Source organism: Streptomyces javensis (assembly GCF_039525925.1).
In the GTDB taxonomy this organism is placed as follows: Bacteria; Actinomycetota; Actinomycetes; order Streptomycetales; family Streptomycetaceae; genus Streptomyces; species Streptomyces asiaticus.
Genome location: NZ_BAAAIF010000033.1, coordinates 37,444 through 50,938 on the forward strand (window position 1 = coordinate 37,444; position 13,495 = coordinate 50,938).

Below are 13,495 nucleotides of genomic sequence, written 5' to 3' on the forward strand. Positions count from 1 at the left end.
GTCAGTCGCGATCAGGGGGTCGGGGCGATCATGAGGTCAGGGCAGTCAGGGGATCGGGGCAGTCAGGGGATCGGGGCAGTCAGGCGGTCGGGTACGCCGTCGAGCCAGGTCTGCCAGGAGGCGGCGCGCAGCGCCGGGCCCGCCCGCAGCGGGCGGCCCAGCCACGCGGTCACCGGGCGGATCCCGTGCACCGCGTTGACCAGCCACACCTCACGGCCGTCCAGCTCCTGCACGGTGCGGCGGCGGTGCTCGGTGCGGACGCCCAGCTCGGCCGCCCGGTCCTGGATCAGGGCCGAGGTCACGCCCGCCAGCAGCGGAAGCTCCGGGGGCGGCAGACACAGCACGTCGTCCTCCCACCACACAACGCTCGCCGCCGTCCCCTCGAGCACCAGCCCGGAGGGGGTGGTGAGCAGCAGCTCCTGCGCGCCGCGGGCGGCGGCCCGCTCCCGAAGGTGCGCCAGGAGGGAGAGGTCGGGGCCGGTGCGGCGGGGATGCGACCGCGGATCGAACTCCTCGGTCAGGCATACGGTCACATTGACCGTCCGCGGCGGCGCGGGCCGGACCCGCAGGAACAGCCGGGCCGGTTCCGGACCGGCCAGCTCGACCCGGGGGAACCAGCGCTCGGTGCGGGGCAGGGCGGCGATCGCGTCGCGCCAGAAGCTCTCGATCCGGGCGGGGGAGTCGCCGCTCGCCTCGACACACGCGGCGACGAACCGGCGGCGGTGGTGGTCGAGCCCGCGCACCCGCCCGTCGTCGACCAGCCAGGAGTCGGCGGCCAGCAGCGCGCTGTCCGGCACCGCCCGGGAGGGCATCAGCCCACCGTCCTCGCGCCACATCAGCGTCCACTGCCTCTGGTCCGACGCGTCGGCGTGACCGATGTTCTGTGTGGCGACCATGTCCGCTTCCACGTCTCCGTCCCGATGTGCTCGATGTTCCTGATGTGCTCGTCGTCCGATGTCGTGCTGTCCCGGTGTCCTACGTCCGCGTTGCGTTGTCGCGTTGTTGCGTGTTGCGTTCGTTCCGTGTTCCGTTGTCCGGCCGGGTTCTAGCCGCGTTCGCTGGATTGCCGGTCAATAGCCGCGCGCCGGGCCGCCCCGGGGGCCGTAGGGGGCGCGTTCCAGCCACTCCCCGCAGCGGGGGACCACCGGCGACAGCGCGGCCGCCGCGCGCTGGGCCGCCCGCTTCCACGGCCGGGGCCGCAGGTGGTCCAGTGCCGCACCGGCGGCCTCGCTGTTGTAGAGGGCCGCGCTCCGGCGGGCGGAGGCGTACCCGGCCACCGTCGCGGGTCCCCGCGATGGCTCGGAGCATGCCGCCGACACCGCCTCCGCCGCCGCGACGGCGTCCGCGATCCCGCTGTTCATGCCGCGGGCGCCGAAGGGCGGGAAGAGGTGCGCCGCCTCGCCCGCCAGCAGCACCCGGCCGGACGGATCCGCGAACGACGCGGCGACCTTGCGCAGGAAGTGGTACCGCGACACCCACAGCACCCGGTGGGCGCAGTCCTCGCCCACCAGCCGGGGCAGCCAGCGGCGCAGCGCCTTCTCGGTGGCGAAGGACTCCGGCGGATCGTCGGCGCGGCACTGGAGATCGATCTGGAAGCCCCCGGTGAACGGCACCCGCAGCACGGTGCGACCGCCGGTGCCGGGGTGCTCGTAGTGGAAGACCCGCTCGACCGGCAGGTCGCCGCCGGGCGGATCCGCCACGTCCACGACCACGTGATAGCCGTCGGACCGGGTGCCCTCCAGCGGGATGCCCAGCGCCCCGCGCACCCCCGAACGGGCCCCGTCGGCGGCGATGACACGGCCGGCCGTCCAGCTCCCGCCGTTCTTCGCGGTCACCGTCACCCCGTCGCCGTCCGCGCGCACCTCGCCCACCTCGGTGTCGAAGCGGAACTCCACGCCCGCCTCCGCACACGCCTCGTGGAGGAACCGCTCGGTGTCGACCTGACGCAGGCTGGTGAACGCGGGCAGGGCCGCGGCGCCGTCGTCCGCTGAGACCCCGGGAAAGGTCCGTGCGAACACCTCGCGGCCGCGGTAGAGGGTGCGCCGGGTGCGCCAGGTGGTTCCGTACGCCGCGATCCGCGCGCCCAGCCCCGGGCGGGCCCGCTCCAGCAGCCGCAGCGACCGCCGGTGCACGAACAGCGCGCGGCTCCCGGGCCGCGCCCGGTCCCGTGCCCCGGCCTCCAGCACCAGGACCGGCAGTCCGGCGGCGCGCAGGGTGAGCGCCGCCGTCATCCCGACCGGCCCGGCACCCACCACCAGAACCGGGCCGCTGTCCTCGCCCGCCGCCATGTCAGCCACCGACCGGTGCGGTGGACAGGGTGGGCAGCTCACCCGCGGCGAGCTGCCGGGCGATCTCCAGCCGCTTGATCTTCCAGGTGGCGGTGCGCGGCAGATCCTCGAAGCGGCACTGCACCGGCTCGGCCAGCGCGGGGAGATCCTCGGTCGCCCGCCGCCAGCTGTCGGGGTCCAGCGGCTCGTTCCCCCGGGTGCACACCACCGGTACCGGCTCCCGCCCCGGACCGTGGACGATGATCACTTCCCGGAGGTCGGCGAACCGCGACAGCAGCTCGTCCTCCACCTCCAGGGTGCTGTCCACGGTGGCGACCTGGTCCACCTCGCGGTCCAGCAGATACAGCGCGCCCCACCGGTCGCGATAGCCCATGTCGCCCATCCGCCACCAGCCCCGGTCCACCTGCCGGACGTAACTCTCCGGCGCGCCGAGATAGGTGAGGATCCGGCCGCGGGTGCGGGCCTCGATGGCCCCCGCCGCACCCGGCGGGCACTTGCGGCCCCGCTCGTCCACCACCCGGATCCGGGTGAAGCCGGGGATGCCGGTGCCCACCCGCCGCGCCTGCACCCGGCCCGCGCCCCGCCGGGTGTACCAGCCGAACGCGATGGGCCCGGTCTCGCTCTGCCCGTACAGCTGCATCAGCCGGGGGTCGCGGCGCCGGGACGCGGCGAGCAGCCGCCGCACCGTACGGGGGTGGATGGCGTCGAACGTGGAGCCGTACGCCCGGACGTTGGACAGCGGGCCGTTCGGCGCGTCGGCCAGGTCCTCCCACAGCACATAGGTGTTGGGATGCGTCTCCACGATGCCGGGGCGGTGCGCCGCCAGCAGCGGGCCGGCGTGGGCCGGGTCGGGGTCGACGAGCAGCAGCAGCGGGCTGCCGAAGTGCAGCAGTACGCCCAGCAGGTGGTAGAAGCGGGAGTGGACGAACGACATGTGCAGCGCGGCCGCCTCCCCGCGGGTGGCCCGGCCCAGCGCCTGCTGGGGCACCAGCCGGTTCCACATGGTGTGCGGGCAGTGCACGGCCAGCTTCGGTATCCCGGTGGTCCCCGAGCTGTGGGTGATCAGCGAGGGCTCCCCGGGGTGGAGCCGGATGGCCGGGCGGCGCGGCACCCCGGCGAGCGCGGCCAGCGCGATGGTGTTCCCGGGCGCCTCGCCCACCGTCAGCACGCCCCGGGCCAGGGTGGTGTCCACCGTGCTCAGCGTGGATTCCAGGGTCGCCTGGTCGGTGATCAGCCAGGGGGCGTGCAGCCGGTCCAGCAGCACCGCGGCCACCTGTCCGTCCAGGGACGGCGACAGCAGCGCCGGGACCGCGCCGATCCTGGAGACGGCACAGGTCAGCAGCACGATGTCGACGTTGTCGCCCTTGAGGATCGCCACATGCTCACTCGGGCGCACCCCCGCCGACCACAGCCGGGCGGCCAGGTCGTCGACCAGATCGGCCAGTTCGGTGTACCCGAGGTCGGTACCGGCGTCGGGGGCGACGTCCAGTGGCCGGTCCAGGGTCACCCTGACCCTGCCGTGCCGGGCCGCGGCCTCCTGGAACATCAGCCCCAGATAGAACCCGCGCTCGGGGAGCAGCCGCTGCAACATATCGAGGTCCTCATCGTTGGAAGTCGGTCAGGGGGTCGCGCGCTCCGGCCGACCGGCAAGCCGGTTTGACCGGTCACCAGCGGCCGGTGCGGACGACATGGCGCCGCAGCTTCCCCGTCGGGGTGCGCGGCAGCGCGGCCACCAGGCGCACGGTGCGCGGCGCCTTGTAGGCGGCGAGCCGCCGCCGGGCCAGCGCCATCAGATCGGCCGTCAGCGTCTCCTCGTCCACCGCGTACGGGCCGGCCGGGTCGCCCGTCCGGCCACCCGCGTCGGACGCCGGTACGACATAGGCGCGCAGCCGGGTGGCGCCCCGCTCGTCGGGGACGGCCGCCACCGCCACCTCCCGCACCGACGGGTGCTGCCGCAGCACCTCCTCGACCTCCAGCGGTGACACGGTGATCCCGCCGACCATCTCCAGGTCGTCCACCCGGCCCAGATGGCGATAGGTCCCGTCGCGCCCGCGCCGGGCCCGGTCCCGGGTGGCGAGCCAACCGCCGTCCTCCGGGCGGCCGGTGACCACCGTCGGGCCCCGCACCCACAGCTCGCCCTCGGTCGAGCCGTCGGCGCCGTTCGCCACCACCGCGCCCTCGCGGTCCCGTAGCTCCAGCTCGAAGCGGGGCACCGGACGGCCCAGGGTGCCGGGGGCGTTGTCCCACACCGTGTTGGCGCAGAAGGCGTGGCCCGCCTCGGTGGAGCCGATCTGCTCCAGCACCGGTGCGCCGAGCAGCTCACCGACCCGCTCGCCGAGGGCGGGCGGCAGCCCCTCGCCCGCGCTGACCGCCGCGCGGACGGAGGCGAAGCAGGCCGCGTGGCCGGTGCCGCGCTCGTCCACCAGGGCGGCGTACGAGGACGGCACCGAGTACAGCAGGGTCACCCGGTGCCGGGCCACGAGGTCGTCGATGAGGGCGGGACCGGGGCGGTCCGCGGTGAGCACCGCGGCCGACCCCGAGAAGAGGGGGAAGGCGAAGGCGTTCCCGAAGCCGTAGGCGTAGAACAGCTTGGACACCGAGAACGCCACGTCCGCCGGGCCGATGTCCAGCACCTCCTGCCCGACCAGGTCGTGATAGGCGGCCACGTCGCCATGGCTGTGGACCACCGCCTTGGGGCGGCCGGTGGTCCCGGAGGTGTACTGGAGGTACAGCGGGGTGGCGGCCGTCACCGGCTCCGCCGCCGGGGCCGGGGCCGCCGAGCCCAGTGTGGCGGGCGGGCCGGTCAGGGCCGACAGCTGGTCGGCGCCGAGCCAGGGAACGCCGTCGAAGTGGTCCTGGAGACCGGGCCCTGAGACGGCCAGCGCGGTACGCGAGTCCTCGGCCATGAAGCGGTGGTCGTCGGCGGTGAGCGCCGGGTTGACCAGCACCGCCACGGCGCCCAGCCGGGCGGCGGCCAGAAACGTGGTCACCCACATGATGCCGTCGGGTAACGCCAGCAGCACCCGGTCACCGGCCGCCACCCCCCGGCCCGCCAGCACCGTGGCCGCGCGCTCGGCGCGGTCGTGGACCTCGCCGTGGGTCCAGCCCCGGTGGCCCTCGAGAAAGGCGGCCCGGCCGGACCAGCCGCGGCGGTCCGCGAGCGCCGCGAGGTGCGCCGCCACATTGGCCGAGACCGTGGGCCCGACGGGCATGGGCGGGGCGGACACCGATACGGCGGTCACCGGCCGAGCTCCTTCGCCGCGGGGGCGGGCGGCGCCGCGGCGGCGGCCACCAGCAGATCGCCGATCTCCCCGCCGGACCCGGGCTCTCCGCCGGACCCGATCTCCCCGCCGGACCCGGGCTCTCCGCCGGTCGCGGGCTCCACGGCCTGGTAGGCGCGCATGGTGGCGGCGGTCTTCAGCAGCATCTCCTCGTACTCCTCGGCCGGATCGGAATCGAGGACGATGGCGCCGCCCGCGCCGATGTGCATCCGGCCGCCGGTGAACACGGCCGTGCGGATGACGACGTTGAGGTCGGCCGCGCCGTTGCAGCTGAGGTAGCCGAGCGCGCCGGAGTACACCCCGCGGGCCTCGGTCTCCAGCGAGTCGATGATCTCCAGCGTGCGCAGCTTGGGCGCGCCGGTCATGGAGCCGCCCGGGAAGCAGGCCCGGACGCAGTCGACGGAGGTGGTCTCCGTGCGCAGCCGGCCGCGCACGGTGGAGACCAGCTGGTGGACGGTGGCGTAGGTCTCGGTGTTCATCAGCCGTGGCACATACACACTGCCCGAAGCGCACACCCGCCCCAGGTCGTTGCGGAGCAGATCCACGATCATCAGGTTCTCGGCACGGGCCTTGGGGCTGGAGGCGAGGGCGGCCAGTGCCCGCGCGTCCTTCTCCGGGTTCTGGCCGCGCGGTGCGGTGCCCTTGATCGGTTTGGCCTCGGCGGTGCCGTCGGGGGTGATGCGCAGAAAGCGCTCGGGGGAGGCGCAGGCCACATCGGTGCCGTCGAACCGCAGATAGGCGGCGTACGGCGCCGGGTTGAACCGCCGCAGGGCCCGGTAGAAGGCGTAAGAGTCACTGGGGGCCGGCAGCCAGGCGGAGTTGGTCAGGCAGATCTCATAGCTGACCCCGGCGCGCAGCTCCCGCAGACACGCCTCGATCGAGGCCAGATACCGCTCCCGGTCCCGCACCAGCCAGGGCTCCACGGCGGCCGTGGTGGCGAGGGCGGGTGGCCGCGGGGCGGGTCCGGTGAGCGTCGGCACCCCGCTGAGCACGGTCACGGTGGTGTCCAGCCAGTCCTTCGCCTTCCGGTGGCCCTCCGGAGTGTCCTCGGCGAGGCAGCAGATGTAGGTGACGCCCTCCTGGTGGTCGACGGCGACGAACCGGTCGGCGAAGAGCCAGCAGGCGTCCGGGGTGGTGGCCCGGTGGCGGTTGGCGGAGCCGCAGTCGGCCTTGAGCTCGTAGCCGAAGTAGCCCACATAGCCGCCGGTGAAGTCGAAGGGCAGATCGGGGGCCTTGACCCGGCGGCGGGTCAGTTCCCGCTTGAGGTAGTCGAAGACACTGCCCTCGACCCGGACGGCGGGCCGTCCCGCCCGCTCGACCTCGCACCCGCCGGTGCCGGTGTCATAGCGGACGAACTCGGCGAGCGGGCCCGTGCCGTCCCCGAGGAAGGAGAAGCGGGCCTCACCGGACTCGGCGCGCGAGCTGTCGAGCCAGAACGCGTGCGGCGCCTCCGCGTACAGCCGGGTGAAGGCCGCCTCGGTGTCGGTGGCGTCGGCCAGCCACCGGGCGTGCAGCCGGTAGCCGGGGCCCTCCCGGGGCGGCTCCGCCGGAGCGTCGCTCCGGGGAGCGGGCCGGGCCAGTTCGGTCCGGGGGTCCGCCTCGGGGCTGGGCGGTGAGCCCGGCGCGGTGGCCGTCTGGGCCGCCTTGGCCGCTTTCACCGCCTTGGAGGCCGTACGGGCGCGGCGCGGCTCCTCGGCGGAGCCGGGGGTCACGGTGGACGTCACTGACTCGCCGTTGGCGTGCTCAATGGTCAGATCGCGGAAGTTGCTGAGCATGCGGTGGCCGTATCCGGTCAGCACCGACTCCGGGTGGAACTGGACGCCCCACAGTGGACGGGCCCGGTGCCGCAGCCCCATCAGCACACCGTCCTCGGACCAGGCGATGCCCTGTAGCCCCAGCGGCAGCGGCTCGGCCACGCACAGCGAGTGGTACCGCACGGCCGTGAAGTCCTGCGGAAGGCCGCGGAACAGCCCGCGCCCGCCGTGTTTGATCCGGGACAGGTGCCCGTGCTTGGGCTCGGGCGCGGACACCACCCGCGCCTGCGCGCCGAGCGCGATCCCCTGGTGCCCCAGGCACACCCCCAGCACGGGGATGGACGACCGCTCGATCAGCCGGGCGGTGGCGCCGAAGTCCCGGGGATCCGCCGGATGGCCGGGGCCGGGGGTGAGCACGATGTTGTCGAACGCGGAGAGATCGATGTCCGCGCACTCCGGCGCGTCATGCAGAAGCACCTCCGGTTCCTCGCCGTTGACCTCGGTCAGCAGATGAAAGAGGTTGTACGTGTACGAGTCGTAATGATCGACGAGGAGTGTCCTCAGCGATTCCATCCGGATTTGCCTCCTTGCGATGAGAAAACCGACCGGGTATCACCCGCCCCGGTCCTCGGGCCGCGACACCCCAACTCACCTACCGGCGAGCGCGTGGGCCGTCGACCGCCATCCGCCTGTGACGTCCCCGTATCGACTGGAGCGGCGGGTAGAGCCACTTCTTCAGAAGCCGCTGGAGCCGTGGCATGACCAGCCAGGTCACCATCGCGGTCACACCGAGACACAACGCCAGCGTCCGCAGCAGGAAATTGGCGTCCTTGATGAATGGGATCACCAGCACATTGAAGATGAGAACCGGAGGGAAGACCGCGCTCAGATTCACCAGCCACAGCTTCCATTTGGGCGGTGGCGGCAGCGGCCGCACCGGCCCCTTGAACCAGTTCTCCAGTCCCGAGGTGCGCTGTGTTCCCTTTTCCTCGACGAAGGGCCCGGTACGGGACGCCAATCGTGCGCGCGCCAGCGAGGAATCCCATGCCCGAGCCGGGCCTTCGGCCTCGAACCGGTAGAGGACGTGCCACTCCGAGGAGGTCGAACCGGATCCCATCACCCCGCCTCCGAGATATCCCGGAAGGCTTGCCGCGGCATTGAGCATCTCGATCGCCCAGGCATAGAACTCACTTTCGCGGCCGGGGTCCACCCGGTATGCGGCAGTCACCGTGACCGGTTCACTGTCCACTCCAGCCGCAACTCCTTTCCGTGCCGTTATCTTCACCTGTGTGTCCGGCGAGATGACACGAAGTGTTCCACACCGTGCGATCGGGAACAGTGGAATGCTCAACAACGTACATAAAAACCTGGAAAGGCCGCCGTGACCTGGGCGTTACCTACGGTTCGAGGTTCTGGCGGGGCCGCTACCGGGCCGCCGATAAAGAATCTCCGAGCGGCATTGAACATGATGAAGCGCCGGGCCGTATGAGACGTAATGCGGCCCGGCGCTTCGTGGTTTCGATCAATCGATCAGCCCGATCGGCTGGGTCGGCTCGATGAGCCTCGGTCAGCCGAGTACCTTCTCCAGCGCCGCCAGCGCCCCCTCCAGCTCCGCACGGCTGATGGTCAGCGGCGGTGCCAGGCGGATCGTCGAGCCATGGGTGTCCTTGACCAGGATCCCCTCGGCCATCAGCCGCTCGCTCACCTCGCGGCCGGTGCCGAGCGCGGGGTCCACATCGACGCCCGCCCACAGCCCGCGGCAGCGGTAGCCCACGACGCCCTTGCCGGTCAGCGCGGCCAGTCCGGCCCTCAGCACCTCGCCCAACTCCCGCGCCCGGCGCTGGAACTCACCGGTGCGCAGCAGATCGACCACGGCCGAGCCGACCGCCGCGGCCAGCGGATTGCCGCCGAAGGTGGAGCCGTGCTCACCGGGGCGCAGTACCCCGAGCACCGCACGGTCGGCCACCACCGCCGACACCGGCACGATGCCGCCGCCCAGCGCCTTGCCGAGCAGCAGCACATCCGGCATCACCGACTCGTGCTCGACGGCCAGCGTGGTGCCGGTGCGGCCCAGACCGGACTGGATCTCATCGGCGATGAACAGCGTCCCGGTGCGCCGGGCCAGCTCGCGCACCCCGCGCAGATAGCCGTCATCGGGGATGACCACGCCCGCCTCGCCCTGGATGGGCTCGATGAGGACCGCCGCCGTGGTCTCGTCCACGGCGGCCTCCATGGCCGCGAGGTCGTTGTACGGCACGACGCGGAAGCCCGGCGCGAACGGGCCGAAGCCGTCGCGGGCCACCGGGTCGGTGGAGAAGCCGACGATCGTCGTCGTACGGCCGTGGAAGTTGTCGGCCGCCACCACGATGGTGGCCCGGTCCGGGGCGACGCCCTTCACCTCGTACGCCCACTTGCGGGCGACCTTGATGGCGCTCTCCACCGCCTCCGCGCCGGTGTTCATGGGCAGCACCATGGAGAGCCCGGTGAGCTCCGCCACCCCCTCGGCGAACCCGGCCAGCCGGTCGTTGTGGAAGGCCCGGGAGGTCAGCGTGAGCTGGTCGAGCTGGCGGTGGGCGGCCTCGATCAGCGCCGGGTGGCGGTGGCCGAAGTTGAGGGCGGAGTACCCGGCCAGCATGTCCAGGTAGCGGCGCCCCTCGACGTCCCGGACCCAAGCGCCCTCGGCGCGGGCGACGACCACGGGCAGCGGGTGGTAGTTGTGCGCGAGCGAGGTGTCCTCGGCCCGGATCAGCTCCCGCGAGGAGCGGGCGGCGCGGGTACCGTCCGCCGCGGCAGCGGGGGAACCGGAGGCGGTGGGGGTGGTGGCGGTCATCAGCGGATCTCCTGTGTGCAGCACTTGATGCCCCCGCCGGCCTTGTGCAGTTCCGACAGGTCGACGGGGACGGGGACGTAACCGCGGTCGGTGAGCTGGTCGATGAGCCCGGTGGCCTGGGGCGCGACGAAGACGTGCCGGCCGTCGGAGACCGAGTTGAGCCCGAAGGCCATGGCGTCGTCGCGGGTGGCGATCAGCGCGTCGGGGTAGAGCCGCCCCAGCACCTCACGGCTGCCGGGGGAGAACGCCTCCGGGTAGTACGCGATGTTCCGGTCGTCGAGGACGAACAGCGCGGTGTCCAGGTGGTAGAAGTACGGGTCCACCAGCAGCAGGCTGATGGTCGGCACCCCGAAGAACTCCTGCACCTCCTGATGGGCCGCCCGGGTGGTGCGGAAGCCGGTGCCCGCCAGGACGTAGGGCCCGGCCGGCACCAGGTCGCCCTCGCCCTCGCACACCGATTCCGGCGGATGGACGTCGAATCCGGCCGCCTTGAACCACCGTTCGTAGGCGAGCTGTTCCGGCCGGCGCTGCGGTGCGTGGAATCGCGAGCCGAAGACTCGGCCCTCCAGGACGAGGGCCGAGTTCGCCGCGAACACCATGTCCGGCAGTCCCGCCACCGGCTCGATGAATTCGACCCGATGGCCGTGGTCGCGGTAGGTGCGGATCAGCGTCTCCCATTGCGCCTGGGCGAGGTCGGTGTCGACCTCGGTGTCCTCACGCATCCAGGGATTGATGGCATACCGCACATCGAAATATCTGGGGGCACAGGTCAGGAAGCGCCTGGGGCGCGGCACACGCGTAAGGGGCAACGGAGGATTCCTCTCGCTTCCGCGGGCGACCGGGGGGATGAATCAACGGTAGAAAGCGGAGGAGAGGGGAGACAAGGAAGGAAAACTGCGCGTCGGCGCACCGATGCTGCGTGCGGGGGCCGGTTCGCGGCGGTTCATTGCGCCGTGGTCGCGGGGGGCGCCGCACCGGCCTCCGCACTGCCCGTGAGCAGGTGCGACAGCACCATGTAGCTGATCGTCTGGCGGACGAAGGGCTCGGCCCTGATGCGCTCGAGCACCTCCTCGAAATGCTCCACATCGGTGGCCATGACATGCAGCAGGGCGTCCGCGCCGCCGGTCACCGTCATCGCCGCGATGATCTCCGGATAGTTGCGCACGACCTCGGCGAGACGCCGGGGTGGCGCGGCGCTGTCGCAGTACACCTCGACATACGCCTCGGTCCGCCAGCCGAGGGCGGCCGGGCGCACGGTGGTGGTGAATCCGGTGATCACATCGGTCTCCCGCATCCGGTCGACGCGGCGCTTGACCGCGGAGGCCGAGAGGCCGATCGCGGAGCCGATCTCCGTGAAGCTGGTCCTGGCGTTGGCCACCAGCGCCGCAACGATTTTGCGGTCCAGATCGTCGAACGGTACGGCCTGATGTGTCATCGTTCATCATCCTTTGCGTCTTTCGCCCCGTGCGCGAAGGGGCCTCTTCCCTGCACTCAAAACCGCCCCATACTCAGTGAGTGCCTGAGGCTTCTTTTTCTCTACGCTCTTTCAGAAAGATTCCACAAGAGGGGGCGTGAACCGGGGCGCGAGCCCCCTTTTCTCCGGGGTCGCGCGGTATGGGCTCCGGGGGTACAAGGGCGGTACGCCGGAACGGCCGAATCCACCGCGGTGATACGACACCACCTACCGGCCCCTGTCCTCCCGGGCGTAGCGTCAACTATTCCACCTGTCCTTTCCGGACGATGAGCGGCTCTCCGGCGGAGGGGCTCACCGCCCAACGGGGAAAGGCTTCAAGTACGTCCAACGCCGCGCCGCACGCGCCGAATTCACCATGAAAACCGATTCCGGAACACCGGCGGTCGCACCGTGCATTCGGCGACTCGCCGTACCTGCGGCCCCGTACTCCGGTGTGAGCGAAAGGGACCACCGTCATGACCCTCCTCAGATCCGGCAGGGCGTCGTGAGCCCGCGCCGGCACCCACCCCGGCCGGCCCCCGGGGGCCCCGGAAACCCACGCGACGCCGTCGTCACCGGCCTGGGTTTCTGCCTCCCCGGCGGCGCCGAACCCGTCTTCACCGCGGCCCAGGTGTGGGACATCGCCTCCCGGGGCCGCTCCGTCCTCGACCGGCACGACAGCCACTACGGCTCGGTCCATCTGAGCGCCGAGCAGTTCCAGCAGCGCCTCCCCGACATCCCCGAATTCTTCTCCCGCCACTACACCAACGCCCACCGCTACGGCCTGGTCTCCCTCGTCGAGGCGTGTGCCGACGCCGAACTCGACCTGGCCACCGGCGATCTGTGCGAGGCGGCCGTGCTCGTCGGCCGCGGCAGCGTGGACGCCAATGTGGACAGCTATCTCACCCTGCTCGGCATCGACCCCGACTCGGCCACCACCCTCGACGCCCTGGAGATGTTCGTCGCCGCCGAACAGGCCGTGTCCCCTTCCGACGTGGCCGTCGTCCAGGGCGCGCTGACCCGGACCGTCGGCCCCTGCTTCACCGTCTCCTGCGGCTGCTCCTCCGCCGCCGTACAGATCGGCAACGCCCGCCGCCTCATCGCGACCGGTGAGACCGACCTCGCGGTGGTGACCGGCGTCGACGTCTTCAACGTCGACCTGATCCGGAAGGGCCAGCGGCTGCTGTACGGCGCCCAGCACGCCTACGACGGCATGGACGCCGCCGGAATGCCCGATCTGCTGCCGTCCTTCGACTCCCTGATGCGCCCCTACGACCGGCGCGCGGACTGCGTCAACCACGGTGAGGGATCCGCCACCGTGGTCCTGGAGAGCAGGGAGCACGCCGCGCGCCGCGGCGCCCACCTCTACGGCCAGGTGCTCGCCGCCGCCATGACCCGCGACGGCCTGGCCAACCCGCTCGCCGCCGACGACTCCGGCGCCCAGCTCGCCAGGGCCGTACGACTCTGCCTGGGCGACCGCTGGCGGATCGAGCAGGTGCCGTACATCAACGGCGCCAGCGACGGCGGCGCGGCCGTCACCGCCCTGGAGGCCAACACCATCAGGGAGCTCTACGGCCCCGACCCCACCGTACTGATGTCCTCCCAGGAGGGGTGCTTCGGCCACCACGGCTCACCCGCCGGCTGCCTCGGCCTCGCCCTGACCCTGATGATGATGGAGTTCGGCGAGGTGTGCCCCACCGCCAACTGCGAACAGCCCGCGGACGGACTCCCCTTCGACCCGGTCCCCGGCACCCGCACCCGTCCCCTCGACTTCGACCACGCGCTCAGCTTCAACTACCAGATCGGTGGCGTGAAGCACGCGATGCTGCTGGGCGGCCCGGACGCCACCTGAGTCCGTGACCCCCGCGGCGATCTCCACCCCACGGCCC

At 72.1% G+C, this 13,495-nt stretch carries 10 protein-coding genes; 1 reads left to right on the plus strand and 9 read right to left on the minus strand.

Annotated features, from left to right (window positions below; genetic code table 11):
* Positions 1–62 precede the first annotated feature (62 nt).
* The 9 genes from ABD329_RS26635 to ABD329_RS26675 all read right to left on the minus strand — a co-directional run bounded on the left by ABD329_RS26635 (position 63) and on the right by ABD329_RS26675 (position 11,588).
* Positions 63–896, minus strand: a complete 834-nt coding sequence (locus ABD329_RS26635; RefSeq protein WP_344317001.1) for an aminotransferase class IV — start codon at positions 894–896, stop codon at positions 63–65.
* A gap of 174 nt (positions 897–1,070) precedes the next feature.
* Entirely contained in the window at positions 1,071–2,288 is a 1,218-nt protein-coding gene (locus tag ABD329_RS26640; RefSeq protein ID WP_198279595.1) for an FAD-dependent monooxygenase, read from the minus strand.
* Position 2,289: 1 nt separating this feature from the next.
* Positions 2,290–3,879, minus strand: coding sequence for a class I adenylate-forming enzyme family protein (locus ABD329_RS26645; RefSeq protein ID WP_198279591.1), 1,590 nt, complete (start codon positions 3,877–3,879; stop codon positions 2,290–2,292).
* 73 nt (positions 3,880–3,952) lie between these two features.
* Positions 3,953–5,500 carry an AMP-binding protein gene (locus tag ABD329_RS26650; protein ID WP_198279594.1) on the minus strand — a complete coding sequence of 516 codons (1,548 nt, stop codon included), beginning with the start codon at positions 5,498–5,500 and terminating at the stop codon, positions 3,953–3,955.
* Positions 5,501–5,526: 26 nt separating this feature from the next.
* Entirely contained in the window at positions 5,527–7,896 is a 2,370-nt protein-coding gene (gene pabB, locus ABD329_RS26655; RefSeq protein ID WP_198279590.1) for an aminodeoxychorismate synthase component I, read from the minus strand.
* 79 nt (positions 7,897–7,975) lie between these two features.
* On the minus strand, positions 7,976–8,572 hold the full coding sequence (locus tag ABD329_RS26660) for a putative antibiotic biosynthesis monooxygenase (RefSeq protein ID WP_198279589.1): 597 nt from the start codon (positions 8,570–8,572) through the stop codon (positions 7,976–7,978).
* Between the two features lie 318 nt (positions 8,573–8,890).
* Positions 8,891–10,153 (minus strand): ornithine--oxo-acid transaminase, encoded by a 1,263-nt coding sequence (gene rocD / locus ABD329_RS26665; RefSeq protein ID WP_344317002.1) that lies wholly within the window; start codon positions 10,151–10,153, stop codon positions 8,891–8,893.
* Entirely contained in the window at positions 10,153–10,962 is an 810-nt protein-coding gene (gene ddaH, locus ABD329_RS26670; RefSeq protein ID WP_198281904.1) for a dimethylargininase, read from the minus strand. Before ddaH ends, rocD begins: the two co-directional genes overlap by 1 nt.
* A gap of 134 nt (positions 10,963–11,096) precedes the next feature.
* Complete coding sequence (locus ABD329_RS26675) at positions 11,097–11,588, minus strand: Lrp/AsnC family transcriptional regulator (RefSeq protein ID WP_198281903.1); 492 nt, start codon at positions 11,586–11,588, stop codon at positions 11,097–11,099.
* Between the two features lie 523 nt (positions 11,589–12,111).
* Between ABD329_RS26675 and ABD329_RS26680 the strand changes: the two genes are divergently transcribed.
* A complete protein-coding gene (locus ABD329_RS26680) occupies positions 12,112–13,458 on the plus strand; it encodes a beta-ketoacyl synthase N-terminal-like domain-containing protein (RefSeq protein ID WP_198281902.1) in 1,347 nt (448 codons plus the stop codon).
* Positions 13,459–13,495 lie beyond the last annotated feature (37 nt).